The following is a 26,648-nucleotide window of genomic DNA, read 5'->3' on the forward strand; positions in this document are numbered from 1 at the left end:
TTACGGGTGTTCGGGTTTCATTGGTTTTTACTTGGCTGTTGAGGGCTTGAGTGCATACTTGGACAGCGCATCATCTTTCATGGAATAGATGACATCGTTTGCGTAGGCCGAGACACGATCCAGTGACGGAACGGCCGTGCTGACGGTGTACACATGTACATCCTCCAAGGTCTGCGGATCAAGGATATACCCTGTTTTGGCAAAATTCAGCTGATATTGTCCGTCCTGTGTACGGTCCACATTCATAAGCACAGGCTTCGCATCCTGGAATAAACGTTCGGTCACTTTGCCGTTCATCGTGTACAGCTCCAGCTTCGGTCCAGTGAGTACAGTATAGCTGTTCCCGGACGTCTGAATGAAGGCATTGCCAGCAATAGCACGACCCCATGCAAGCTTGCCATCCGGGCCAAATCCCATCAGTCGATTGCCTGTACCTTCAAAATTGGCACGCATGATGATCGAGCCATCATCCAGAATGGCCAGCGATTCTCCGCCGCCATCGCCTTGTGTACTGGCATTTGCCGGGAATTGATAGAAGGACAGACGTGTGAACGAGGTATCGTAAATTTCAATTTTAGGGTTCGCAGCAGGCTGCCATAAGCTGCCAGACTTCACCTGTTTGCTTGCATCTACGACGATTCGGTCGTGACCTGCCTCAAGCACCGTGCCTGCGATCGTTTTCTCGCTTAGCAGCTTTCCTTTTTTGTCATAAAGCGATAGTGTGGAGCGCACAGAGCCATTGGCTTGTGCGCCCTGACTTGAAGCCACGAGCACATTATCGTTGTTCATAAGTGAGACAGTTGCTGATGCATTTATATTTTTAACCCAATTGGTCTTGCCCGAAGTGTTAAAGGAATATAGCTTTTTACTTTTATCCGAATACTCCATGTATACATATGCTGTACCATTATTTGTATACCAGGAATTGGAGTATGTAGTGTAAGGTCCGCTTTTCTCATGGAAAATGGTGCTCCATTTTACCTGCCCTGTTTTAGCATCAATTGCCTGCAGGGAATCAAGCTTCCAATCCAGTGTAGTTTTGCTACTCGTTTTGATGACGGGCTGGGACGAGTGAACATACACCAGATTTTTGGAAGGTACAGTATAAATATTTTGGATCATCACGTCTTTTTCTGTATTAGCCTCTGTCAACATCAGGGAAGAAGAGGTCCAGGCAGGCTTAGGAAGGGATTCTGTGGCGGCTGCTGCGTGTGCTGCTGTGTTCATGTTCAAGAAGAGCATGCTGCTTAGCAGTAGAACAGCCCATGTTGTCGTCTTCTGTTTGTTCGTTGGATACAAGTGAGAAACCACCTTTCGTATTCGGTCAAAATAGAACCGATTGAAGAATTCTACCATTAAATTCTAGTATAATTCAACCAGATGCGTTGTAACCATTTTAGACTCTGGATGTGCATATCTGATGTTTGCAGAAGTGAAACAGTTACAGGGAATTCATCTTCTTTCGATATATTTCGAAGTTTGATATATTTAGTGCTGTAACATGAGTTATACGCAAGGTATGGAGCAAGACGGACAAGGAGAACAGATATGAATTGGAGTGACAACCTGACTTTATTGGTTATGGCAGGCATCGTCCTGTTATTGCTGCTGACCTGGATTGTAAGGCGAATCATCTACCGCGGGCAGCGGATTCGAAGCGAGGCCAATCCTCAGAAAATTACGATCAGGGATATTGATCTAATGCAAGACGGCTCGGAATTTGAATTATACCTCTACAATCTGTTAGAGCAGTTGGGCTACGATGAGGTTCACAAAACGACCGGCAGTCGGGATTTTGGTGCGGATCTTGTTTTTGTGGACAGGCTGGGCAGAAGAAATGTGGTACAGGCGAAGCGATACGGGGCAAATCATCCGGTTGGTCTGGGTGCGGTGCAGGAAATTTACACGTCGATGCGTTATTATGAGGCCGAACGTTCGATTGTACTGACCTCCGCCCGTTATACGGATTCTTGCCGAATACTGGCGGCGGTGAACGGAGTGAAGCTGCTGGACCGCGAGGATTTGATAGAGCTGATCAGTCTCTTCAAATCGCGCAGGCAGGATGAGGCGCTGGAATTGATCGAAGAGGATGACCACGAGCCAATCGAAACGTGGCAGTCTCGGCGCAAGCGTACTTGATGTCAGACGGGCGCGGTCTTGAGCGCGGGGTGGAGGGTTTCTTTTCACAAACAACGTATGTATGGGTTCGGGCTGGCTGCACCTTCACTTGTATCGCTGCACATGATATATTGAACGTATATCAATTGAAGGAGTGTGTAATGGTATGGCACGTACACAGACACAAAAAGCGTTACGCAAAGCAGCACGATCAGGCCAGTGGTGTCCCGAGCAAAGTCGGAGAATTAATGGAGATTACGGGGCGTTATCCCAGCATGTGCGTCTGACACCAACAAAGCAGGAAAAATTGCAAAAGGTCAAACACAAGAAGCAGATCATCCGGGATGGTGGTGCTTCTTTTTATTTTGTCTTAGAGCGGGAGAAAATAAGAAAAGGAGAAGCGCTCAGCTCCTCCCTTCATGCACAACAAAATCCAATTCTATGACTGAACAAGATGAGGGACTTCCACGTTCGGATCAACATCGGCTTCATAATCAACGCCATCCGTTTCAAAACCGAACAGTTGGAAAAACTCGCGGCGGTAGCCTTCCAGATCGGACAGATCATAGATATTTTCTGTTGTCAGCTCGTTCCAGATCTTCGCAACTTCCTCCTGCACGTCTGCTTTCATCTCCCAATCATCAATACGAATGCGTCCTTGCTCATCGGTCGGCACTTCACCGCCAGCATACAGACGATCCGCAAACAGACGCTGCAATTGCTCGATGCAGCCTTCATGCAATCCTTTTTCCTTCATTACTTTGTACAAAGCGGAAATATACAGTGGCACAACCGGAATCGCAGAGCTGGATTGGGTGACAAGTGCTTTGGCTACGGTAACGTAAGCACGTCCACCTGTTGCGCTCAGACGCTCATGCATTTTGCGTGCCGTTGCTTCGAGATGATCCTTCGCCTGACCGATGGAGCCTTCACGATAGATCGCATGTGTCAATTCAGGGCCGATGTAGGAGAAGGCGAGGGTTGTAGCATTGTCTGCAAGTACGCCGCCTTGCTGCAGCGCATCCATCCACAGCTCCCAGTCCTCGCCGCCCATCACGTTGACGGTCTGACGAATCTCTTCTTCTGTAGCAGGCTCAAGCGTAACCGAACTGATCTCCCCTGTATGGAAGTTAACGGTTTTGTTCGTATAGGATTGTCCGATCGGCTTCAGCACCGAGTTGAACACTTCGCCTGTATTGGGATCGGTACGGCGCGCGGAAGCGACACTGTAGACAACCAGATCCACCTGACCGAATTCGCTGCGGATCAGCTCGACGGCCTTGTCGCGGGTTTCATTGGCAAAAGCATCACCTGTGATGCTGTAGGATTTCAGGCCTGCTGCATCAGCAGCCTTCTCAAACGCTGCAGAGTTATACCATCCGGCAGAAGCTGTACGTTTGTCCGTTGAGCTGGACGGGCGATATATACCGATTGTATTGGCTCCTGCTCCAAAAGCGGAGACGATACGTGAAGCCAGCCCGTAACCTGTAGACGCGCCAATGACAAGCACGTTGCGCGGGCCCTGAATGGCAGGCCGGGATTTTACATAATCAATCTGTTCCTGTACTTGTGCCGCACAGCCGACAGGATGGGAGGTTGTGCAGATAAAACCACGCGTTCTTGGTTTAATAATCATTATTGTGGCACCCTTTCGTGTTCAATTCATGTTTCATGCCTGTTTCATGCATGTTCCAAGCGGAATAGATTCATTGTGTTGCTTTGGGTCTTCATACTCCACATGTTCGATACTCATCATGCTCCAAACGTTCCATACTCTGAATGAATGCTCTAATGCCCGTATGCATCTTCCCTATTGTAAAACAATTGTGTTCGAAACGGAAACCGTTTTGATCATTTTTACTGGAAGTCTGGCAATTGAGATGTGATTTTGGGATGATAGGCTTGAAATGTTACAACGTGATTAGGAAAGGATAGACTTGGTATGCTGAAGGAACGGATCGAGTTTTTGAGCAAACGAAAACAAATCTCACGCAAAGACCTTGTAGAAGGTCTGATTACGCAAGCTCATTTTGCAAACATTCTGGCAGAGCGTTATCCGCTGCCTGAGGATTTGGCTGAAAGCATCGCCAGTCGTCTGGGGGTGAGTGCCTCGTATTTGCTGCGTGCCAATGCACAGGATGAGCAGACGATGGCGCGGGCGGAGCAGATTTTTGCACAGATGTGCGTGCCAGCCACAATAATCCCGGAGGAATCCGTGCATGCGCTGAAGGATCGGCATGATTCGCTTACGGTAGAGCTGACAACCGCTCTCATGAAGGCAGTATATTACCAGCAGTTAAATGATGCCGCCGCGCATGAATATATTCATACATCGTATCTCAATTTTTATCTGGAGAGGCTTGGCCGCCCGGATGATGTTCAGCTTCCAAGGCCGCTCAGCAAAGCGCTGCTTTTCTATAAAATCCAATATTACCGGTCCAAGCTGGCTTTTGTAGATGTGCTAACTCATGTGACAAGGCTAAGCAGCCTGACGGAGCCGGGCAGTGAGCTATGGCTATCCATCCAGAATATCCAGATGGAGGCGTACATTCAGACTCGGCAATACGAGGCGGCGAAAAGCACGTTTGAGCAGACGATGAAGTATGTCTACGACCATCGCTTGTTTCACCGATTGTCTGGTCTGTATGTAGCTTACAGCGGGTACTGCTTTACGATGGGACTTGTGCAGGAGGCGTTGTCAGCTTTATCCATGGCCGAGGCGAATTTGGTATATGCGGGAAATTCGGGGGAGCTGATGACCGCGATAGCGAATAACCGGATTGTGATGTTAACGATGTCAGGGGAGCTTGACCAGGCAGAGGAGGAGATCAAGCGGTTCGAGAGCCTGCTTGGTGCAGAAACGGAGGAGACACAGCAGGCGATGAAGCCGCTGCTCTGGGTGTACCGCTGCGAGGTTGCCACGGCCCGAAAAAGCTGGGGCATGCTGGCTCAAGGGGTGCATCAGCTGTTAAGCTGTGCTGTTACGGAGGATCAGCAGATGAGTGCTGTTTTCTATCAAAGTCAGCTTGCTCTGGCGCATGGTGAACAGGACTTATTTTTGACGCATGCGCAGGCATGTCTGCCTTATTTTGAGAGTATCCAGCAGTCCATGCGTTTAGAGACATTATATGAGGGACTGGCTGTAGTGAGTGAGGATCAGCGTCGGTACAAGGAAGCGGCAGCGTATTATCGTAAACTGGTGTATTTGCTACGGCGGTCGAGCTGAAGCTGGGTGGTCAGGCAGACTCGGGTAGGGTCAGGTAGGTAAGGTAAGGTAAGGTAAGGTAAGGTAAGGTAAGGTCGAGGGGGAGTTGTCAGATAAGCAGAGTTTGTAGAGCAGGTAAAGTAATCAAACCAGCCAAGGTAAGGAGCAAGCGGACAACCAACCAACAGAATAGAAGGTGAGCATGGGGCAGCAGGATAGGTGAAAAGTAAGTACGCAAGGCACCCAAGCAAAGCAGGTAAAACAAGCAAGGCAAGTAAATCAAGTAAATCAAGTAAATCAAGATAACTTTAAAGGCGCTAAAAAGGAGATTCATCGCCTCTGTGGGAGTGTGATTTTTCTAACGATCACCGGAGACGCTATGTGGGTGAAATGACACGCTTCTATATTCTAACGATCACAGGAAACCTAATGTAACGAGATTGATGTGAAACTTGGCATTTTTCTTGCGTTTTTGGCGAAATAAGGTTCCTGGAGATCGTTACAATTCCAGCAAGCCTAATATTGCCCCAAATAAGGTTATCTGTGATCGTTAGAAAATGAGCTTGGCTTAGCGGAAGGGGAGGAGCTTTAAGGCAACTAAAGGTAAGGTGTGCGGAGAAGATAACGTTTAAAAGTAGACATTTGACGGATCGGCATAGCTGGAACCACAGGCAAAGTTACAAAAACAAAAGGCTTAATGCTCATTAAGTTAGAAAAACGTGCTTTTTTATTGGGGAAGCCGGGCATATGGACAAATAAATGGATGAAGTGGTGTCTGGAACAGACGTATTTCCTCTGTTTTTTTGTATGTGTCCAGAGGTGTATTCAGTGGCTTTGTGTTGTGTTTATAATTAAGTATATCCAATAAAAAACAAATGAGGTGTTCGATATGCTGGGATGGTTTACACGTAAAAACAAACAGGAAGATGCTCTTGCCAGAGCGGAACGTACGATCAATAGCGGACTTACGGGTTTGATGATGAAAGGTTTTGTACCTAAAGAACATCGGGATGCCATCAATCAAGGTTTGGACTCGGCTAAGCAGGCACAACTGGCTGCAAGTGGTTCGCTTCCCCTGATGGCGACCGGGACCGTGCTCAGTGTATCGGATACGGGGAAACTAATTAATTTTGATCCGATTGTGGTGCTTGTGCTTGAGGTGACTGAAAAGAACGGTCTTACCTATCAGCGTACGATGGAAACATTGGTGTCCAAGCTGCAGATTCCACGTTCGGGTGATCGTGTTGGTTTGGGGCAGCATCCGGCAAATCCCTCTGAACTGATCTATATGGGACTTCTGTCTGTTTAGGTAGCCTGGGGTGGAGAGGGAAGACAAATGATGTCTTAGCAAGTTCGTAATGGATTTCATGGAAGTGAACATGATTGTTGCAGCTAACAACTGTAAATAGATATACGAGGTGAGGGATATGAGTCGGTTTTTCGGAATGTTAGGTTTGCTCCTGGTGTTTGGGGCGGGCATTTCTCCCGTGGTGGCACAGTGGCTTTGGCATGATCCATTTAGCGCTATGCAGGCGTGGTGGTTTAAACCGATGATTTTTGGCGGTATTGGTCTGATGGTGGTGACATCTGTATTAGGTACAAGTCTGGGGCAACGCAAGATCAAATCAGGAAAGCCAGCGCTTGGCGTGATTCAAAGTTTACAGCAGACGGGTGTCTACATTAATGAACAGCCTGAAGTGCAAATCATGTTGAAGGTGTCTCTTCAGGGACAGGAAACGTATGATGCAGAGCTGAGAAGTGTTATTCCATTAACCTCGTTGTCCCAGTTTCAGCCGGGAAGTGTCATTCCGCTTGTCGTGTCTGAGAGGGATGAGCGCAAGGTAGGGCTGGATCAGCATGGAACGGTGTCGCAAGAGCATATGCAGGAACTGTTGAATGAAAAGATGATGCAGCAGGGCATCGCGCCCGAAATGTTGGATATTGCACGAACAGGAGAGAAAGGGCTGGCTAAAATAGTCGATGTTACTCCACTCGGTAACGGAAACAATGGCAACATCAAGCTACAGCTTACATTAAGTGTCACGAAGCCGAATGGGGAAAGCTTTGAGGTGACCACGCAAAAAGAAATTGTTCCCGCTGCGCTTTCACAGGTCCAGCAGGGAAACCTTATTAACGTATTTTATTCCAGACAGGACCCTTCCAAGGTGGCCCTTGCACTTCAAGTGCAGGAGCAGCAGTTGAATCAGCTGTTCTCGCCCTGAACCTGCATCTGTGGTCACAAAATATGGGGATCATATAAATGGAAGTCATCAGGGCGTGTCTTGAAACCTATTGAAGTGTATCTTTTTACCACCTTTTCGTCCCCTGCTGCATCAGCATTTCCCGAAATGAGGAGAAAAGAGGCTGTGCATGCGGCTCAAGCTTCTCCCGGCTATGCTGCTGTTCATCAAATAATGCTTCGTGATCAAACCATACGACAGCATAGTCCTTCGCTTGATCTGGCTTATTCGCATCCCAGCACACGGGTCCGGCTCCATCCTCATAGGAAGCAAACGGAATATATCCTGCCTCAATCAGGGATGGCCATGAGGACCAGAGCTCACGAATCTCCTCCAGTGGGGAGTCGGAAGGCAGGTTGGGCAATTCAATTGTACATTCATCGAAACGAAGATATACGTTAAGTACGTATCGGGTGCTCAGATAGGCGGCGTACAGCGGCGGCACAGAGAAAGTCGTACCATACTTATAAGATAGAGGGCTGATCAAAGCATCAGCCAATTCATCAATCTGCTCCTCCGTGACCGCTGAGTCCATCATTTTCCAAAGCACCCAGCCCTCTTCGTCAATCTCGCCATCCTGCATAGCCACAGGCACGCCCTTGTCATCCTCTTCCATTTTGGCTGGAAGGGACATCAGTATATGCCGGTGGGGGGAATCGAAATATGCATCGAGCCAGCTTTTGATAAAAAGTCGATTCTCCTTCAGTGCTTGTAGTTCACTCATAGCGTTCACAACCTTTCTGATCACCATGCTCTTAACTCAGATGACTTTCCATGTGCTTAATCCCATTCATTTTAAACAATACCCATCCGCATGCGATAAGAGAATAACACTTCTTTGGAGGTTCCGGCAAAAACAAGCTCAGCCTGGCGTCTGAAGTCATCCGCAAGCTCGTTCAATTCCGTTGCGCCGAGCTTCAGCGCGGTTTGCAGACCACCTTGGCTGAGCGCCAGGTTGGCGTAACGGTCGGCGGTAAACGGCTCGTAATGATGGAATACGATCTCGCGGCTATAGCGGAACAGACCTGACTGCCGAATCTGCTGCAGATGCTCCTCCTTGCTCCATTTATGTGCTTGCTGCTCAGTGCTCGCCAGACGGGAGGCAAGCTCATCTGCGGTGCTTACCAACTGCTCGTAAGCTGCTTCAAGCTGCCAATCGAGCGATGGCGGCCAGTCACAATCGTAGGCGGCAAAAATACCACCAGGACGGAGCACTCGAGCGAACTCGCGCAGGGTGGATTCCGGCTCCATCCAGTGAAACGATTGGGAGCAGGTCAGGATATCCACGCTGTCATCCGGGAGACCAAGGTCATGAGACATGCCTGCGGCGAAGCGAAGCTGAGTCGGCTCGCCTGCCGCTTGCCATTTGGCAATGCCCACGCTGCGCATATCATCACTAGGCTCCACACCGATAATACGCTCGGCATCGTGTAACCAGATCCAGGTGGATAAGCCTGTGCCGCAACCGACATCAGCTACGAGGCGAGGTCTGCTTCCCAGATAATTCGTAAGTACATCAACCACTTTACGGGGAGCAGCGGGCCTGTTTTGATCATAGAGTGTGCCAAAGCCTTTAAAGCGTTCCACATTATTACGCCTGATTTGCTGATTCATCCTTGTGCCTCCCCACTTCAATTAACCTCTACCCATGTACCTCAAATACCTTAGCACCTCAGCATCTGAACATTCCATAGCGAATAGCGTACTGCTTTATTAACGTTATAGTATACATACATGTTATATTATATCATCTTGCCTGGCTTTGTGCCCATCATCTTCCAGCAAGAGCATATGGGACACAGCATCCTGATGTCTGCGACGCAGCTCCTGCCGTACTGCCGAAGGCTGAAGCACAGTTACTTTTGAGCCAAAGGAGAGCAGGAACGAGTACAGTCGCTCACCCTCATCAATCTGAAGTGAGATGCGCAGCTTTCCGTCGGACTCTTGCTGAATGAGAGCAGGGTCGAGCAGATCATAGACGCGGTAGGCTATAGATTTCTCAAACAACAGCTCCAATTGAATCAGTTCGGACCGTTCCTCCGCAGATTTGTTCTCACCGGCTATCCTTCCTGCATTTATGTTCTCTTCTTTCATCGGAGCTGTCAGCATACGCTCATATCCACCGGGTACGAAGCGCAGCTCTGTTATACGTTTGATTTTGTAGGTTATGAAGGTGTCTTGCTTATGCTGATTCCTTTTCAAACCTTTGAAGTACCATGTATTGTTCTTAAAAATAAGCTTGATCGGCAAAGCAGTCTCTTCGCTCGCCTCCCCGTTGGAGTCGACATAATGGAATGAAAGAAGCTGGCTGGCGAATATCGCCTGTTTCACATGATTAAACAGCTCCATCTCCTGCTCGGGAATATTGCCCCAAGGGGAATACTCGAATTCAATCCAGTCCAGCTTATGATCAAAAAGGGTCGTCAAACGTCCTAACATCCGGGCGCTCTTTAGATGAGGAATAGCACTGACACTGTACAAGCCCAGCAAAATTTCATTTTGCTCATCCTCACTCAGCAGTGACTTGTCCATGACATAGTGGTCCATCAGATGAATGCCGCCATGTTTGCCTGTAGTCGTATAGACGGGAATCCCTGCCGCACTCAGGCGGTCTATGTCCCGATATACGGTACGAACAGATATTTCGAACAGACGAGCCAGCTCGGGCGCGGTCGTTTTCTTTTTTTCCAGCAACAGCAGCAGCATTTGAAATAATCGATTATGTTCCATAACAAAATTATATCATGACATCCCTTGTCAGGGTATGGGTGCTAGACTTGGGGTATAACGTTATATTTCACAGTGAAGCAAAGAAAAGACTAGCTCTGGCAGAAGTGAACCTTAAAGGAGGAACATAGCATGAACATGAAGGACGGATTCTTTTGGGGCGGCGCAACGGCTGCCAATCAGTTTGAAGGTGGATGGGACAGGGACGGTAAAGGTCCGAGCACATCGGATATGATGACAGGCGGAACCCACACGACTCCACGCCGGATTACACCTGTGCTTGAAGAGGGCACGTATTATCCGAGCCATGAAGCGGTGGATTTTTATGGACACTATAAAGAAGACATTGCCATGATGGCCGAGATGGGCTTCAAAATGTTCCGCATGTCGATCAACTGGTCTCGCATTTATCCGAACGGTGATGACCTGGAGCCGAATGAAGAGGGCTTGAAATTCTATGATAACGTCTTTGCCGAGTTGAAAAAGTATAACATCGAGCCTTTGGTGACGATCTCCCACTACGAGACTCCATTTGGACTGACGAAAAAGTACAATGGGTGGGCATCTCGTGAAGTGATCGAATTTTATATCCGTTATTGCACAACCTTGTTCAATCGGTATAAGGATCAGGTGAAGTACTGGCTGACTTTTAACGAAATCAACTGTTTGACGATGCCTATGGGAGCTTATATGGCGGGTGGATTGTTGTTTGATGGCAAGCAAACGCTGACGGACGGCGTAGATGAACCTCAGACCCGTTTTCAGGCGTTGCACCACCAATTCTTGGCAAGTGCCAAAGCAGTGAAGCTGGGACATGAGATCAACCCGGATTTCAAAATCGGCTGTATGGTTGCGTTCATGACAACGTATCCAAACACATGTAACCCTGACGACATTTTGCTTGCTCAGAAAAAGGATCAGCTGTCCAACATGATCTGTGGGGACGTACAGGTTCGGGGGGCGTATCCAGGGTTCGCCAAACGCTTCTTTGCGGAAGAGGGCATCGAAATTCAGATGCAGCCGGAAGATGCGCAGACGCTGCGCGAAGGCTGTGTAGACTTCTATTCCTTCAGTTATTACATGTCCATCGTGGAAAGTGCGGATAAAACGCTGGATAGAGCAGAGGGCAACCTGCTGGGCGGTATCAAAAATCCATATCTCGAAGCTTCTGACTGGGGATGGCAGATTGATCCGAAGGGACTTCGTTACACGCTCAACCACCTCTATGATCGTTATCAGATTCCGCTCATGGTCGTTGAGAATGGCCTCGGTGCTGTTGATGTCGTAGAAGAAGACGGCTCCATTCAGGATGACTATCGGATTGATTATCTGAGAGGTCACATCGAGCAGATGAAAGAAGCGGTTGCGGATGGCGTAGAGCTTATTGCCTATACAATGTGGGGCTGCATCGACCTTGTGAGCGCATCAACGGGAGAGATGAAGAAGCGTTATGGCTTCATTCATGTCAACAAAGATAATGATGGCAACGGGGATCTCAGCCGCACACCGAAGAAAAGCTTTTACTGGTACAAAAATGTAATTGCATCGAATGGTGAGGAATTATAAAGCCGGAGGGTGACATAAGAAAAATCTGCTTTCATTACAAAGCACCTGCTCATTCCTGTACTCAGGAACGTGCGGGTGCTTTGCTGTGTTTTAGACGGGACTGCTGGCTTCTAAGCGGGACAGCCGCTGCAGATAACGTCTGTAGAACCAGATGCAGGTGAATAACCAGCACCCGCTAATGAAATAGCCACCTACGACATCACTGGGATAATGTACACCAAGATAGATGCGGCTCATGCCGATTGTCAGAATAAAGACAGCACTGGCAACAATCATGAACACCCGTCCGATAAAGCTGGGGATATGCTTCCAGATGAGAAAAGCCAGCCCTCCGTATAAGCTGAATGAGGCCATAGAATGTCCGCTGGGGAAGCTGTATCCGCTAACTTCAATAATGCGGTTGATGGTTGGGCGTGCCCGCTGAAATACAAGCTTGAGCAGCGCATTTAACACGGTAGATCCAACAAGCACGCTGGCAAGAAACAGCAGCTCACGTCTGTGTCCCAGGTAGAGATAGAGCACCAGCATCACAACAATTGTGATGACAATGACCTGCAGCTCACTGCCAATCCAGGTGAAGAATTGCATAAATCGGGTCATACCCGGCGACTCCATACCCTGAATCCAGCTGATCAGCACATCATCAAAGCGATGTATCTGATTGTCGCTGATCGAAAGTGCAATGCCGATAAAAGCGAATAGGCATAACGCTGCAGCCAGCAGCGAGAATGAAATTTTTGACGTCCAATTGTTCTTCAATGGTTCGTATCCTCCGTGATATATGATTCTTATCTTAATAGCTATGCAGGAGATCATGTATATACTTATGTTCCTGAGCATAGTGTTAACATTCTACAATAAAACAAACAAAAACGAAAATGGAGGTGTTCTTAAAGATAAAGGCAGCGTACAAGAGGGGGAGATCGAGGATGAGGAACGTGGTCGCTGTTGTTCTTATTCTGATGTTGTGTGCAGCGAGTTTATTCGTTTGGACCGGGGAGAGAGCATATGCGTGCAGCTGTGTGAATTCCACTGCCAAGCAGCGACTGAAGACGCACAGTGCGGTGTTTGCGGGTAAAGTGGTAGACATTGGCGGTGGCTCCATATTTAGCAGTCAACAATACAAGGCCTACACACTGGATGTGGATACAGCATGGAAGGGTGTGGACGCAAAACAGATGACAATCCTGATCAGTGATATGGGCGAGGCTGCATGTGGAACAACATTGGAGAAGGATCAGATGTACTTGATCTTTGCTTATAAGGATGAAAAGGATGGCAAGCTGCGCAGCAGCTTGTGCAGCTTCAACACCCGGCTGGAGCATGCTGAAGAGGCGGCAGAAATATTAGGGAAGGGAACGCCTGTCAGCTCCGGTGATTTCAGGTTCAGCAGCGGATCTCAAAGCCCTTGGATGATTGTTTTTTATGCTGGAGGCACGGTTGTATTGCTTGGACTCGCAGGTGGATGGCTGTGGAGAAGAAAGAGAAGGTAAGTATAATTTGCTCCAGCATGTATGGCTGCTAAAGCAATCCCCTTATGGACGTACATACGTCGTTCTGTAAGGGGACTTGGATAGGGTGCGTCTGTGTGTATCTCTGTAGGTGTTGTGGTTAATATCTATTCCTATGTTCAACAGCTTTGCGAACGAGACCGTCCTGAGGTTTACGCAATGTAGAGGGTTGTTCTTCCTCGGCGAGCAGCTGTACCAGATCATAGAGCCGGCTGCTGCACTCGGCTTCGTCCTGTCTGCGCTGCACGGCATCGTTCAGCATTAGAATGCTCCGTGCAAGCTTTGGATCATAGACGATGGGAGTGGAGAAGCGCAGTTCTTTCTTCCCCATAATCTCTTCAACGAGTTCAGGTTTCAGGTAGAGCATGACATAATCAATGCCTGTTTTATCACAGGGGCTTCCGTCATGGAGCTGCGGTCATAGTTATGTTTCCTGTTAAATTGCTATCTATATCCGTTGAACGGCTCATTTACACGTTAACGGAGAGACTTATGACAGGGAGGTTCCCTTTTTGAATGATTGCGTTTACAATCTATAACGAAGTGAGGGGTACAGACATAGACCACTTGAGGAAGTGAATGACATGAAAAAAATGCTGCTGATCTACATTGTGCTGATTGCGGCGTTTGCCCTGTATGTATTGAGATTTGAATATACCAGTCAGGCGAACAGCTCTTGGGAGAACCGCGGACTTCGTGGTGATCTGGGCGAGACATACATGATGATTACGTTCCAGTCCGGGCTGGAATATTGGAAGAGTCCGCTGAAAGGTTTCGAGGATGCTGCGGATGCGCTTGGAGTGACCGTCGAATATCGCGGAGCTACACGGTATGATGCGAAGGAGCAGACCACGGTCATCGAGCAGGCGATTGCACGGAAACCCGCGGGCATTGCCATATCAGCGATTGATCCAAAATCGTTAATTCCGGCCATTAACAAGGCGGTGGAGGCCGATATTCCTGTTATTCTGTTCGATGCGGATGCACCGGATAGTCAGGCGTATTCTTTTCTCGGAACAGACAATTACAAGGCAGGCGTAACGGCAGCAGATAAAATGGCCGAGCTATTGGGCCGTGAAGGAGAAGTAGCCGTATTAACACTGCCGGGACAGCAGAATCATGAGGAACGGACAAAAGGCTTCCGCGAAACGATTCAGCAGCGGTATCCCTTGATGCGCGTTGTTGAAGTCGCAGATGGGCATGGAGATACGCTGAAATCGCGGGACGAAACGCTGCGCATGATGAAGGCACATCCGAAGCTTTCGGGAATATTCGTAACCGAGGCAACGGGAGGAGCCGGGGCTGGCGAAGCCGTACAAAATGCAGGGAATGGACAGAAGCTGCACATTATTTCTTTTGACACCAATAAGGCAACGCTGGATCTGATCCAAAACGGGACCATATCGGCCACGATTGCTCAAGGAACCTGGAATATGGGCTATTGGTCGCTTCAATACCTGTTCCATCTGCATCATCATCTGACCGTGCCTGCGCCTTCACCTTCCGGGGAAAACGCGCCGCTGCCAGTCATGGTGGATACGGGGATTTCTGTTGTGACACGTTCGAATGTGGATGATTATTATGCCAAATAACGATCATGAAGTAGAGAAGAACCTCGGGAATCGTAGAACATGGCGCTTGCTACCCGGACAGTATGCCCGCCGCCTGCGTCTGCGCAATATGCCTTTGCGGTACCAGCTGATGCTGCTGTTTTTGCTTTTTGCGATCGTGCCATCCGTTGGTTTGGGGCTGCTTGTCAACTGGACGGTAGAGCGGGTCGTGGAGCGACAGGTTGAGGGTCACACGATGCAGCTGATTGGCAAGGTCAATGAAGCGCTGAACACCAAGATGGAGAATTTGCAAAATATGACCTATCTCATCGCGTTTGAACCCGATGTGAATGCTTTTATGGATGAGAAGCTTGCCGGAGACCGGGGCGGACCTGGAAGCAGTGAACCATCCATCGGTAAAGGCGATACAGTGTCTGAGCAGAATCGTCTGTATGGCATGAAGCAGACTTTGCAGGGATTCACCACGTTATATCCTGAAATTGCCGGCATTGTGCTGGTGAATGCGAGAGGGGATTACGTCAGCAATGAGATGTATCCGCGAACCGCAGTCAATCTGACCCGGGAGGAATGGTATCGACGGGCTGCGTCGCAACCGGGTATTTTTACGGTGCTTGGTCAGCCGCGGGAGCGTAATATAACGACTCATGTACGGTACAAGGATGATGAGATTGTATCCGTGGCCCGCTCGATCACGGATGAGACGACGGGACGGGTGAAGGGCGCTGTGCTGATTGATCTCAAGCTCAGGTCTGTGTCACAGGCGGCCCGTAATGTGACTCTGGGGAAATCCGGGTATGTCATGGTTGCAGATGCTGCTGGAAAGAGCGTGTACAAGCCGGAACATCCGTTAATTGATCATATTCCGGCAAGCTGGTTTGCCACAGGTGAGAGCGGAACGTTTACCCAAGTGGTGAATGGCGAGACACTGTTATTTATGTACCAGTCGTCTACTTTTACGGGCTGGAGAACGGTTGGTGTATTTCCGACCAAAGACTCGATATCCGAAGTGAGACAGATTCAGTTTTACGTGGTCAGCTTTGTCTTTGTGGTGTGTTTGTTTGGCTTGAGCGCATCCTTGTGGTTCTCACGTTCAATTGCCCAGCCAATTTTCCGGCTGATGTCTTACATGCGCAGAGCGGAGACGGGAAATCTTAGTGCAGGCCGCTGGAGTAACCGTACGGATGAGATCGGTATGCTGGGCAATAGCTTTAACCGAATGCTGAACCAGATTCGTCAGCTGATCTCGCTGAATGAGCTGCGGGAACGGCAGAAACGGGATGCGGAGATGCGTAGTTTGCAGGAGCATATCAAGCCTCATTTTCTATATAATACGCTGGATACGATTCACTGGATGGCTCGCAAGGAAGGGGCAGAGGATGTGTCCGATATGGTTGGGGCGCTGTCTCGCCTGTTCCGCATCGGGCTGAGCAAGGGCCAGGATTATATTCCGCTGCACTCCGAACTGGAGCATATCCGCAGTTATTTGCAGATTCAACAAACAAGATATCGTGACCGCCTTCAATATACGTTACATATCCCGGAAGAGCTGCAGAACCTGTATGTGTTAAAGCTGCTGCTCCAGCCTCTGGTTGAAAACGCGATATACCATGGCATCAAGGGTAGACGCGGTCCGGGCCATATCGGAATTGAGGGGAAAGTAGAGCATGGCAGGCTGCATCTGACGATTCAGGACAATGGTGCAGGCATGAGCAGTGAACGGCTGGATGAAATGCTGCGGTTGCTGGATATGCCCATGGAGAGTCTGGAATCGACTTTGCCGGAAAGGACGGGGAAAAGTTACGGCATGCTGAATGTGCAGGCACGTTTAAGGCTTTCATTTGGCAGTGATTATGGGATCTTGCTGCACAGCAGCCCTGGTGTGGGGACCCGTGTGACGATTGTTCATCCCCTTATGCGGGAGCTGCCTGCAACCGTGCTTCCCCCGGCCGAGCCAGAGGATACGCAAAATCGACAGGAGAAGGAGTGAAGCAACCCGTGGATTATACAATGACACCCGTAAACGCTGCGGACACGTTATATCGTGTGCTGATTGCAGACGATGAGCCTATTATTCGGGAAGGCATAAGGGAGGCCATGGATTGGGCTGCGCTTGGCATGCAGGTTGTCGGAGAAGCGGAGGACGGGGAAGAAGCGCTTGAACGAGCCGTTGAACTAAATGTACATGTGGTGCTGGTTGATATGAATATGCCGTTCCTGAATGGCATCGGACTGATTCGTGCTTTGCAGGAGCAGTGCCCGGGAGTTCGATATCTGATCATATCGGGACATGATGAGTTTGCCTATGCTCAGGAAGCGGTCCGTCTCGGAGTGGAGGATTATATTCTGAAGCCTGTCCAGGCAGAACAGCTGAAGTCTGCACTTGAGCGGCTGCGTCAGCGATTGGATGAAGAGCATCAGCGGACAGCGTATGTCAGACAGGCAGCGCAGCAGATTGAACGGAATATTCCGCTGTTGCGCCAGCGATTCTGTCAGGAATGGATGGAGGGAGAGCTTGGCGAGAAAAACGTGACCGAGCAGCTTGCATTTCTACATCTGCCGTCTGGATCTCCTGTGCAGGTTGGGGTTGTTCGCTGGCCTGCTGCTGAAGCACGTCAGACGATATTGAGAGAGAATGATCGTCAGCTGTTTCTGTTTGCCGCGGAAAATATTATTGCGGAATTACTCGGAGATCGTCCGCATGTGCTCTTCCGCGAGGGGGGGAGTCTCATCGGCATCTGTCTGTGGCAGGAGGCCCCTGAGGAGATTTCGTCTCTGCTGGAGCAGCAGATCAGTATCTGCCTGAATATTTCGGTACATGCCCATGTCGAACCGCACATCGGTACGCTGGAGGCGGTGCCTGATACGTACCGGCATTGCCGTGAACAGGTATATGAAGAAGTGAAGCTCTCTCCACTCGTTCGCCGGGCCCGCCAGTTAATTCAGGAGCAGTATGCAGAGCGAGAGCTGACGCTGGAATCGCTCGCATCCCGCCTGCAGGTGTCGGCAGTGTATCTCAGCCGTGTGCTGAAAAAGGAGCTGAATGACTCCTTTGTTACACTGGTTACCCAGGCCCGCATTCGTAAGGCAGCACAGCTGCTGGATTCCACAGCGCTCCCGATCCATACGATTGCTGAACGAGTGGGGTATGATACACAGCACTATTTCAGCACAGCGTTCAAAAAAACGATGGGCATCTCTCCTGCCCAATATCGTAAACATGGAGGAACGGACAATTCATCCACAGGTCCGATGTAGCATAGTTGTTTTGTCACGCACTGAACGGATAGATCGTCCTTGATTACTATAGGGTTGGCAACTCGAAGTACACCCACCGCTGGAGCTTAATCGCCTGCGGTGGGTTTTTGTTATGTTTGCTCTGGCTGCTTCCATCAAAAGTTAAATTTTTATAAAAAAGGTTCAAAACCTGCAAAGACCACGCGCATATGAAATGCTACGATGGGATACAGAAAGGCATGAGGACTGAACGATGCTTGTGGTCTTGTAAGCGTTATCTCAAGAGGTATTCGGAACACAAAGACGTGAAGAAAGGGGAACTTTATATGAAAAAAGGAGCAATACTCATCTGGCTTCTGGTCATGGCCTTGATGCTCTCGGCCTGTAATCTGGCGGAGAGTGAGGTAGGCAGCAAGGAGAAGGGATATGTCGGCATATCCATGCCTACCAAATCATCGGAACGCTGGGTGGGAGACGGGGAGAACATGGTTCGCCTGTTCCAGGAGCAAGGATATAAAACCGATCTGCAGTACGCGGAAGACGTCGTTGAAAATCAAATTTCTCAAATTGAGAACATGATTACCAAAGGTGTCGATGTGATGGTGATTGCATCGGTGGACGGCAACACGCTGACAGACGTGATCAAGAAGGCCCATGATGAAGGCATTCAGGTCATCTCGTATGACCGGCTCATTCGCAATACGCCGTATCTGACGTATTACGCTACGTTTGACAACTTTAAAGTGGGCGTGCTGCAAGCCTCCTACATTGAACAGAAGCTGGGGCTTAAAGAAGGTAAGGGGCCATTTAACATTGAGCTGTTCGGCGGATCACCGGATGACAATAACGCCTACTTTTTCTTCGATGGTGCAATGTCTGTGCTCAAGCCTTATATAGATTCAGGGAAGCTGGTCGTGCGCAGCAAACAGATGACGATGGCGCAGATCGCTACACTACGATGGGACGGGGCGCTCGCTCAGGCACGGATGGATAATCTGCTGAGTGCCTACTATTCAGGTGATCATCTGGATGCGGTGTTATCCCCCTATGATGGCATCAGTATCGGGATCATCTCATCTCTGAAAGGCATCGGCTACGGCAAGCCGAACAAACCGCTTCCAGTTATTACTGGTCAGGATGCGGAGCTTGCCTCGATCAAATCCATTGTGGCGGGGGAACAGACACAAACCGTGTTTAAGGATACACGCAAGCTCGCAGAGAAAACGGTGGAGATGGCCAATAGCATCTTGCAGGGAAAACAGGCAGAAGTGAATGATACGAAATCGTATAACAACGGATTAATGGTAGTTCCGGCATATCTTTTGGACCCCATCTCTGTGGATCGAACCAATGTGGAAAAAGATATTGTGGGCAGCAAGTATTACACGAAACAGGAGATAGGTTTGCCGTAAAACGCATAATCCAGGAAAGGAGCACATGCCATGACGGACATCATTCTTGAAATGAAGAACATCACCAAAACATTTCCCGGTGTCAAAGCGCTGGAAAACGTCAACCTGAAGGTGCGGGAAGGCGAGATTCATTCGATATGCGGTGAGAATGGCGCAGGCAAGTCTACGCTGATGAAGGTGCTGAGCGGGGTATATCCCCATGGAAGCTATGAAGGAGATATTTTGTTCCGCGGTAAAACGTGTGAATTCAAGGATATCAAGCAGAGCGAGGATCTGGGCATTGTCATTATCCATCAGGAGCTGGCGCTGATCCCGTATCTCTCGATTGCAGAAAATATATTTCTGGGCAACGAACGTGCCAGCAAAGGCATCGTGAATTGGAAGGAAACCTTTGTCGGGACACGTGAGCTGCTGGGCAAGGTGGGCTTGAACGAAAATCCGAACACCCTTGTGTCCAGCATCGGGGTAGGCAAGCAGCAATTGGTCGAAATTGCGAAAGCGCTCTCCAAAAAAGTACGTCTGCTCATTCTGGATGAGCCAACGGCTGCGCTGAATGAGGATGACAGCGAAAATCTGCTGCAGCTGATGCTGGAGTTCAAAAAGCAGGGCATTGCCTGTATCCTGATCTCTCATAAGCTGAATGAGGTGTCGAAGGTATCGGATGCGGTGACCATTTTGCGGGATGGCAAGACGATTGAAACGCTCGATATGAAGAAGGATAACGTCACCGAGGATCGCATCATCAGTGGAATGGTTGGACGGGACCTGACGAGTCGTTATCCTGAACGTCATGCAACGATTGGTGATGTGGTGCTGGAAGTGAAGGATTGGACGGTGTATCACGAGCATCAGGCCGAGCGCAAGGTGCTGGATCAGATCAATCTGAACATCCGACGTGGAGAGATTGTAGGCATTGCTGGATTGATGGGGGCTGGACGTACGGAGCTGGCAATGAGCATTTTCGGCAAATCGTACGGACGTAACATCTCGGGACAGCTGATCAAGGATGGCAAGCCGATTCAGAACAACAGTGTGACAGAGGCGATTCAGAATGGCTTTGCTTATGTGACGGAGGATCGCAAGGAATACGGACTTATTCTGATGGATGATATCAAACGTAACATTTCACTCACCGGACTAGGCAAGCTGACTCGCAATGCGGTTGTAAACGAGCAAGAGGAAGTGCTGGTTGCGGAAGAGATGAAAAAAAGCATGAACATTAAAGCGCCGAACATCCTGCAGAAAACCGGAAATCTGAGCGGGGGCAACCAGCAGAAGGTAGTACTGAGCAAATGGATCTTTGCTGGGCCTGATATTCTGATTCTGGATGAGCCCACACGCGGAATCGACGTAGGGGCCAAGTTCGAAATTTATACGATTATCCATAAGCTTGCTGCCGAAGGCAAGGGTGTGCTGGTAATTTCATCCGAGCTGCCGGAGGTTCTGGGCCTGTGCGACCGGATCTATGTAATGAATGCCGGGAAGATCACGGGTGAAGTCAGCCGGGAGCAGGCGTCACAGGAAACACTGATGAGATATATGACCAAGTCTGGAGGCGGTAAGCATGGAAACGGTAACTAAACTGTTCAAAAATAATATACGTCAATATGGCATGATCATTGCCCTTGTTGTCATAATGCTTTTGTTCGAGGTGCTGACAAACGGGCTGTTGCTCAAGCCGATCAATATTACAAACCTGATTTTGCAAAATAGTTACATTTTGGTCCTCGCCATTGGTATGGTGCTAGTAATCATTACAGGACATATTGACTTGTCCGTCGGTTCGATTGCGGCCTTTGTCGGAGCTGTAGCCGCCATTATGATGGTGGATTGGCAGCTTCCTGCCTGGCTTGCGGTTATTGCTTCCCTGCTGGTGGGTGCACTGATTGGTGCATGGCAGGGCTTCTGGATCGCGTATGTACGGATTCCTGCCTTTATAGTGACGCTGGCAGGTATGCTGCTGTTCCGTGGTTTGACCATGATTGTGCTTGAAGGGCAGTCCATCTCTCCTTTTCCTGGCGGATTCCAGAAAATCAGCTCCGGTTTCCTGCCGGATGTTCAATTCTCGGGTCTGGGTCTGGTGTCCATCATCGTGGGGATTGTACTTACGATCTGGTACATCATTAATGAACTGCGGGAACGTGCATCCCAGCGCAAATATGGCTTCGAGGTTGTATCTCAAGGGCTGTTCCTGCTCAAGCTGATTGTGGTCGCTGCGGTCACGAACCTGTTTACGTTTGTACTCGCAAGTTATGCGGGAATTCCGAATATTCTCGTGCTCTTGTTTGTACTGATTGTGGTGTACTCCTTTGTGATGAATCGTACTGTGATGGGACGACATGTGTATGCACTCGGTGGCAATGAGAAGGCGGCAGGACTGTCCGGGGTGAAAACGAAAAAAGTTACCTTCTGGGTATTCGTGAACATGGGTACATTGGCAGCTGTATCCGGCCTGATCTTCGCCGCACGTCTCAATGCGGCTACGCCAAGAGCGGGTACGAACTTTGAGCTGGATGCTATTGCGGCCTGCTTCATCGGTGGAGCGTCGGCTTCGGGTGGAATCGGAACGGTATTTGGTGCGATCATCGGTGGTCTGGTTATGGGTGTGCTGAACAACGGGATGTCGTTGATCGGTCTAGGCATCGACTGGCAGCAGGGAATCAAGGGCTTGGTGCTGCTCTTGGCGGTAGCCTTTGATATCTATAACAAAAATAAAAGAGCGGCTTAAATGTAGCGCCCGGAAAAAATGAGCTGATGAATAAACGAGCTCTGCTGATATGGAAGGCAATATGAAGTTAGCGAAAAGGCTTGGCGTGTGCCAAGCCTTTTTGTCTTTGTTTTTTTATAGCAATCTAAAATGTCCACGTGTCCTTCTCTACGATTGGAGCGTATTTTCTACATCAGCGCACCTATGAAACGGGTGGCGATGCCAAAGTAGATAAATAGCGACAGAATATCGTTCAACGTTGTAATCAACGGGCCGGAAGCGACAGCAGGATCGACCTTGAAGCGGCTGAGCAGGAGCGGAATGCATGTGCCTGTCAGTGTGCCGATGATCAACGTAAAGAACAGGGACACACCGATAATCATACCGAGCAGCCAGTCGCCTTGCCAGATATATGCGATTACCGTAATCAGCAAGCCGCAGACCAGACCGATCATCATGCCGACTTTAACCTCACGTATAATCAGAGCAAGCACCGTTGCTCTGTCCAGCTTGCGTCCGATCAGCCCGCGTACCACAACAGCGAGCGACTGCGTTCCCGTATTTCCCGTCATTCCGGCAATCATGGGCATGAAGAATGCAAGCGCAACAACCTGATTCAATGTATCCTCAAAAAAGTCCACAATGCTTCCCGAGATCAGGCCGATCAATAGCAGCAAAATAAGCCAGGGCAACCTGCGTCTGACCGCAACAAGCGGTTTGGTGTCAAAGTCAATATCCTTGCTGCCGCCGCCCATTTTGGCGAGGTCTTCACTTGCTTCATCCATGATGATGTCAATGACGTCATCCATCTGGATGATTCCGCACAGTCGGTTGTTCTCATCTACAACCGGGAGAGCCATGAATTCGTAGCGTTGAAGCAGTTGAGCCGCTTCCTCCTGGTCCATATCTACAGTGGCGTGGATGACCCGTCTGGTCATCAATTCCTCAACCTTGCTGTTGTCATCGGCCAGAGCAAGAGAGCGATAACTGACGACACCAGCCAGCTTGCCTTCATTGTCAGTGACATAGAGGTAGCTTGAGGCAGAGAGATGTAAGGTGCCTTGGGACTGTCTGAGTGCTTCCTTCGCTGTATCGTGGGTGAACAGGGTACGATAACGGTCCGTCATCATCCGTCCAGCCGTTTCCGGTGGATAGCTGAGCACGGAGCGGATAATCGCCGAATGATCCAGATTCATGCTGGCTAACAATTCTTCCCTGCGTCTCGGGGGCAGATCATGCATGAAGCGAATGAGGTCGCCTTTATCCATCTGCTGCATGACCTCCAGCGTTCGTTCCGGTCCGAGCTGTTCAAAAAGCTCGACTTGCTCGTGCAGCTTCAGGTTTTCGGCAAGATCAGCCAGCGTATCCGGCTTGAATAGAAGAAGAAAGCGATTTTTGTCGTCTTCCGGGAACTTTTTATAGATGAGTGAAAGATCATAGGGACGCAGTTCCTTCACAATTTTATAGAATTCCGGCAGATTCCGGGACTGCACATGCTGCGTAAGCTGCGCGGTGATTTCCTCAAGGGAAAGCTCGTTATTGTTTTGAGAACCGTTCATATCGACACTCCTTTCCTGAATGGTAAGCTTCATATTTTTAAACGGAAACGATCTGTTCCTAAACAATGGTACATCTCCAAAGGGGATGGAGGTATATTGAAATCTTGCTCAAACATTCGAGATAGGCTTACAAACGGAAGCGCTCAGGATATACTTGTGCTACAGCTTTTACAATAAACCGATGTGGAGGTCGTCAGTCATTTGGAAAAAGATATCCGAACACAATTGCACAGTCTGGCTGAGCCGGAATACCAGAAATTTGCGGCATCCCTTATCCCGAATATATCCAATGTAATGGGTGTGCGATTACCCGCAGTTCGCAAAATAGCCAAACAAATTGCTGCAGGAGACTGGCGGGCGTATCTGGATACGGCAGAAGATGAATATTTTGAAGAAGTGATGCTGCAAGGCATGGTCATTGGTCATGTGCAGGCAGAGCTGGATGAGCTGCTGACACGTATTTCGGCTTTTGTGCCCAAGATCGACAATTGGTCGGTGTGCGACAGCTTCTGTGCCGGGTTGAAATATACGAAAGTGCATCAAGAAGCGATGTGGAACTTTATACAGCCTTATTTGAAATCCGATCAGGAATATGAAATCCGCTTTGGTGTAGTTATGCTGCTGAACTTTTATCTGGAGGAGCCTTATATTTATCAGGTGTTACCGCTACTTGATCAGATTAAACATGAGGCCTATTATGTGAAAATGGCAGTAGCCTGGGCAATCTCGATTGCTTATGTGAAGCAGCCTGAAGCAACGATGCTGTTTTTGCGGCACAATACGCTCGATGATTTTACGTACAACAAGGCACTGCAGAAGATTACGGAATCGTACCGTGTAACGCCAGAGGACAAGCAAGTGATACGAAGCATGAAACGCAAGGTAAACAAACAGACCAATACACGGAAACAGACAACCCCCTGACTTAATACTAATACAAGGGAGAAGAGAAGGTGAATATGTGATGAGGCAAAAGATGATGTATACCACGATGCAGCTCGACGGTCGCTCATGGAGTCTGCTTGCCACCGAAAAGGGACTGTGCCGGATCGTTATGCCGAATGAAACGCTGGAGGACTGGCAGGGGTGGATCAGCAAAATTGCACCGGGAGCTGAGCTGGAAGCGAATGAGCAAGCGTTACAACAGACCGGCATGATGGACTGGCTGTCATCCTATTTTGCAGGAGAAAGGACAGCCTTCACGGAGGATATTCCGCTTGACCTGATGGGCACCGAATTCCAGCGACAGGTATGGAAGGCAATTGGGCATGTGCCGTATGGCGAGACACGTACGTATGGAGATATTGCTGCCGCGATTGACCGGCCTTCGGCTGTGCGGGCTGTAGGTGCGGCGAACGGGGCGAACCCTATTCCCTTGTTGCTGCCATGTCATCGCATCATTGGTGCCAATCGCAAGCTGACGGGCTTTCGCGGTGGTCTGGAGATGAAGCGCAGGCTGCTGGATATCGAACAGATTCAAGGTGTAGCCGACGGAGGACATGCGAGGTTTGAATTTTAGTATATATAAAGAGGTGAACGATCTATGCAAAAGACATATTGGCTGACAAGCGTCGTTCTGGAACAAGGGTACATCCGTGATGGGGCAGAGGTAATAGGTACACAAACAGGACTTGCACATCTGCGGATTGAAAACGGAGTGATCGCAGCCGTTGTAGACGGTAGTGAGCAACTGACGGATGATCTGCCGCGAATAGATGGCAAAGGGCTGCTTCTGTTGCCTTCGTTTGAGGAAGCGCATATTCATCTGGATAAAACCTATTTTGATGGCCCGTGGAGAGCAGTAAGAGGGATCTCCAGCATCTTTGACCGCATGGAGGAGGAGAAGGTGCTGCTGCCCAAACTGCTGCCCGAGGGCAGACGTCAGGCAGAAAGCATTCTTGCTTTGATTCAATCGTATGGCTCCACGCATGTTCGTGCACATTGCAACATTGAACCGGTCAGCGGGCTGCGGCGGTTAGAAGTTACGAGACAGGCACTTGATCGATATGCAGGCAGGTTATCTTCGGAGATCGTTGCATTTCCGCAGCATGGGCTGTACCACTCAAACTCGGTGAAGCTTATGGGACAAGCCATGACTGAAGGTGCAACTCATGTTGGTGGACTCGATCCTTATACTGTAGATGAGAACATGGAGAGATCGTTGCATACGATGATTGAGCTCGCAGTGAAGCATCGGGCGGGTATGGATATGCATCTGCATGATAGTGGAGAAGCTGGCAAGCAGACCTTGCTTGAGCTTGTCAGATTGACGGAAGAAGCAGGACTTCATGGTCAGGTTACGGTCAGTCATGCGTTCTGGTTTGCCAGTGCACCACCGCAGGAGGCCGAAGAAATGGCGGGTCGAATGGCATCACTGGGCATGAGTGTGGCTTCAACCGTTCCGATTGGCAAGACGATGATGCCGCTGCCGATGCTGCGGCAAGCAGGTGTTAACGTGAAGCTGGCAACGGACAGTCTGACGGATCACTGGTCACCGTTTGGCAGCGGCGATATGCTGGAGAAGGCTGGTCGGTTCGCTGAGTTGTATGGATACAGTGACGAGTTCTCTTTGTCACAGTCGCTGGCCGTGATTACAGGCGGAGTGACACCGCTGAATGCAGCAGGGGAGAGGGTCTGGCCGAAGGCTGGTGATCCGGCGAGCTTTGTGCTGGTGCGTGCGAGTTGTGCGGCAGAAGCGGTTGCACGGCGGGCTGAGAGAGAGTCTGTGTGGTATCAAGGCCAGAGGGTGAGCGTGAAAAAAGAACAACCTACCTGAAACTTACCATACTAAAGCTTGA

The 26,648-nt window shown here is 49.4% G+C and carries 24 protein-coding genes; 16 read left to right on the plus strand and 8 right to left on the minus strand.

Going from position 1 to position 26,648, the window contains the following annotated elements; translation table 11 throughout:
- Positions 1–27 precede the first annotated feature (27 nt).
- Positions 28–1,299, minus strand: a complete 1,272-nt coding sequence (locus tag DFQ00_RS09895; RefSeq protein WP_110896316.1) for a hypothetical protein — start codon at positions 1,297–1,299, stop codon at positions 28–30.
- A 249-nt stretch (positions 1,300–1,548) separates the two neighbouring features.
- Here DFQ00_RS09895 and DFQ00_RS09900 point away from each other — a divergent pair, with 249 nt between their 5' ends.
- Together DFQ00_RS09900 and DFQ00_RS09905 are read left to right on the plus strand one after the other, a co-directional pair.
- Positions 1,549–2,139, plus strand: coding sequence for a restriction endonuclease (locus DFQ00_RS09900; RefSeq protein ID WP_110896317.1), 591 nt, complete (start codon positions 1,549–1,551; stop codon positions 2,137–2,139).
- A gap of 145 nt (positions 2,140–2,284) precedes the next feature.
- Positions 2,285–2,563: a hypothetical protein gene (locus DFQ00_RS09905; RefSeq protein WP_244213761.1), complete on the plus strand. Its 279-nt coding sequence runs from the start codon at positions 2,285–2,287 to the stop codon at positions 2,561–2,563.
- Here the strand turns inward: DFQ00_RS09905 and fabV are convergent.
- Positions 2,558–3,754, minus strand: coding sequence for an enoyl-ACP reductase FabV (gene fabV / locus DFQ00_RS09910; protein WP_110896318.1), 1,197 nt, complete (start codon positions 3,752–3,754; stop codon positions 2,558–2,560). The genes DFQ00_RS09905 and fabV overlap by 6 nt on opposite strands.
- Before the next feature lie 306 nt (positions 3,755–4,060).
- On the opposite strand from fabV, the gene DFQ00_RS09915 reads away from it, so the two are divergent.
- The 3 genes from DFQ00_RS09915 (at position 4,061) to DFQ00_RS09925 (ending at position 7,545) form a co-directional block, all read left to right on the plus strand.
- Complete coding sequence (locus tag DFQ00_RS09915; RefSeq protein WP_110896319.1) at positions 4,061–5,344, plus strand: XRE family transcriptional regulator; 1,284 nt, start codon at positions 4,061–4,063, stop codon at positions 5,342–5,344.
- Positions 5,345–6,212: 868 nt separating this feature from the next.
- Positions 6,213–6,632 carry a hypothetical protein gene (locus tag DFQ00_RS09920; RefSeq protein ID WP_110896320.1) on the plus strand — a complete coding sequence of 140 codons (420 nt, stop codon included), beginning with the start codon at positions 6,213–6,215 and terminating at the stop codon, positions 6,630–6,632.
- Positions 6,633–6,768: 136 nt separating this feature from the next.
- Entirely contained in the window at positions 6,769–7,545 is a 777-nt protein-coding gene (locus tag DFQ00_RS09925; protein WP_244213762.1) for a hypothetical protein, read from the plus strand.
- Between the two features lie 85 nt (positions 7,546–7,630).
- On the opposite strand, the gene DFQ00_RS09930 is transcribed toward DFQ00_RS09925, so the two are convergent.
- The 3 genes from DFQ00_RS09930 to DFQ00_RS09940 all read right to left on the minus strand — a co-directional run bounded on the left by DFQ00_RS09930 (position 7,631) and on the right by DFQ00_RS09940 (position 10,293).
- Positions 7,631–8,287, minus strand: a complete 657-nt coding sequence (locus tag DFQ00_RS09930; RefSeq protein ID WP_146236144.1) for a hypothetical protein — start codon at positions 8,285–8,287, stop codon at positions 7,631–7,633.
- Between the two features lie 71 nt (positions 8,288–8,358).
- Positions 8,359–9,177: a class I SAM-dependent methyltransferase gene (locus DFQ00_RS09935; RefSeq protein ID WP_110896323.1), complete on the minus strand. Its 819-nt coding sequence runs from the start codon at positions 9,175–9,177 to the stop codon at positions 8,359–8,361.
- Positions 9,178–9,300: 123 nt separating this feature from the next.
- Positions 9,301–10,293, minus strand: coding sequence for a helix-turn-helix transcriptional regulator (locus DFQ00_RS09940; protein WP_244213763.1), 993 nt, complete (start codon positions 10,291–10,293; stop codon positions 9,301–9,303).
- 129 nt (positions 10,294–10,422) lie between these two features.
- On the opposite strand from DFQ00_RS09940, the gene DFQ00_RS09945 reads away from it, so the two are divergent.
- Positions 10,423–11,856, plus strand: a complete 1,434-nt coding sequence (locus DFQ00_RS09945) for a glycoside hydrolase family 1 protein (protein ID WP_110896324.1) — start codon at positions 10,423–10,425, stop codon at positions 11,854–11,856.
- Between the two features lie 90 nt (positions 11,857–11,946).
- On the opposite strand, the gene DFQ00_RS09950 is transcribed toward DFQ00_RS09945, so the two are convergent.
- A complete protein-coding gene (locus DFQ00_RS09950) occupies positions 11,947–12,615 on the minus strand; it encodes a phosphatase PAP2 family protein (protein ID WP_425271018.1) in 669 nt (222 codons plus the stop codon).
- Positions 12,616–12,785: 170 nt separating this feature from the next.
- Here DFQ00_RS09950 and DFQ00_RS09955 point away from each other — a divergent pair, with 170 nt between their 5' ends.
- Positions 12,786–13,349: a hypothetical protein gene (locus DFQ00_RS09955; RefSeq protein ID WP_167433652.1), complete on the plus strand. Its 564-nt coding sequence runs from the start codon at positions 12,786–12,788 to the stop codon at positions 13,347–13,349.
- Between the two features lie 118 nt (positions 13,350–13,467).
- Here DFQ00_RS09955 and DFQ00_RS09960 read toward each other — a convergent pair whose 3' ends face one another.
- Positions 13,468–13,734, minus strand: coding sequence for a hypothetical protein (locus DFQ00_RS09960; protein ID WP_244213764.1), 267 nt, complete (start codon positions 13,732–13,734; stop codon positions 13,468–13,470).
- Positions 13,735–13,951: 217 nt separating this feature from the next.
- Between DFQ00_RS09960 and DFQ00_RS09965 the strand changes: the two genes are divergently transcribed.
- The 6 genes from DFQ00_RS09965 (at position 13,952) to mmsB (ending at position 22,312) form a co-directional block, all read left to right on the plus strand.
- The gene (locus DFQ00_RS09965; RefSeq protein ID WP_110896328.1) at positions 13,952–14,959 is read left to right on the plus strand and encodes a substrate-binding domain-containing protein; all 1,008 of its coding nucleotides are present in this window, start codon (positions 13,952–13,954) and stop codon (positions 14,957–14,959) included.
- A gap of 88 nt (positions 14,960–15,047) precedes the next feature.
- Entirely contained in the window at positions 15,048–16,925 is a 1,878-nt protein-coding gene (locus DFQ00_RS09970; protein ID WP_244213788.1) for a cache domain-containing sensor histidine kinase, read from the plus strand.
- 20 nt (positions 16,926–16,945) lie between these two features.
- On the plus strand, positions 16,946–18,193 hold the full coding sequence (locus tag DFQ00_RS09975; protein ID WP_110896553.1) for a response regulator: 1,248 nt from the start codon (positions 16,946–16,948) through the stop codon (positions 18,191–18,193).
- Positions 18,194–18,498: 305 nt separating this feature from the next.
- A complete protein-coding gene (gene chvE, locus DFQ00_RS09980; protein WP_110896330.1) occupies positions 18,499–19,584 on the plus strand; it encodes a multiple monosaccharide ABC transporter substrate-binding protein in 1,086 nt (361 codons plus the stop codon).
- Positions 19,585–19,614: 30 nt separating this feature from the next.
- Entirely contained in the window at positions 19,615–21,165 is a 1,551-nt protein-coding gene (gene mmsA / locus DFQ00_RS09985) for a multiple monosaccharide ABC transporter ATP-binding protein (protein WP_110896331.1), read from the plus strand.
- Positions 21,149–22,312 carry a multiple monosaccharide ABC transporter permease gene (gene mmsB / locus DFQ00_RS09990; RefSeq protein ID WP_110896332.1) on the plus strand — a complete coding sequence of 388 codons (1,164 nt, stop codon included), beginning with the start codon at positions 21,149–21,151 and terminating at the stop codon, positions 22,310–22,312. Before mmsA ends, mmsB begins: the two co-directional genes overlap by 17 nt.
- Before the next feature lie 167 nt (positions 22,313–22,479).
- On the opposite strand, the gene mgtE is transcribed toward mmsB, so the two are convergent.
- The gene (mgtE, locus tag DFQ00_RS09995; protein ID WP_110896333.1) at positions 22,480–23,850 is read right to left on the minus strand and encodes a magnesium transporter; all 1,371 of its coding nucleotides are present in this window, start codon (positions 23,848–23,850) and stop codon (positions 22,480–22,482) included.
- Positions 23,851–24,051: 201 nt separating this feature from the next.
- Here mgtE and DFQ00_RS10000 point away from each other — a divergent pair, with 201 nt between their 5' ends.
- Genes DFQ00_RS10000 through DFQ00_RS10010 form a run of 3 tightly spaced genes read left to right on the plus strand, consistent with a single transcriptional unit; the run spans position 24,052 to position 26,626 of the window.
- Positions 24,052–24,774, plus strand: a complete 723-nt coding sequence (locus tag DFQ00_RS10000; protein ID WP_110896334.1) for a DNA alkylation repair protein — start codon at positions 24,052–24,054, stop codon at positions 24,772–24,774.
- A 40-nt stretch (positions 24,775–24,814) separates the two neighbouring features.
- The gene (locus tag DFQ00_RS10005) at positions 24,815–25,369 is read left to right on the plus strand and encodes a methylated-DNA--[protein]-cysteine S-methyltransferase (protein WP_110896335.1); all 555 of its coding nucleotides are present in this window, start codon (positions 24,815–24,817) and stop codon (positions 25,367–25,369) included.
- Between the two features lie 24 nt (positions 25,370–25,393).
- The gene (locus tag DFQ00_RS10010; RefSeq protein ID WP_110896336.1) at positions 25,394–26,626 is read left to right on the plus strand and encodes an amidohydrolase; all 1,233 of its coding nucleotides are present in this window, start codon (positions 25,394–25,396) and stop codon (positions 26,624–26,626) included.
- The last annotated feature ends 22 nt before the right edge of the window (positions 26,627–26,648 follow it).

The organism is Paenibacillus barcinonensis (assembly GCF_003217495.1).
In the GTDB taxonomy this organism is placed as follows: domain Bacteria; phylum Bacillota; class Bacilli; order Paenibacillales; family Paenibacillaceae; genus Paenibacillus; species Paenibacillus barcinonensis.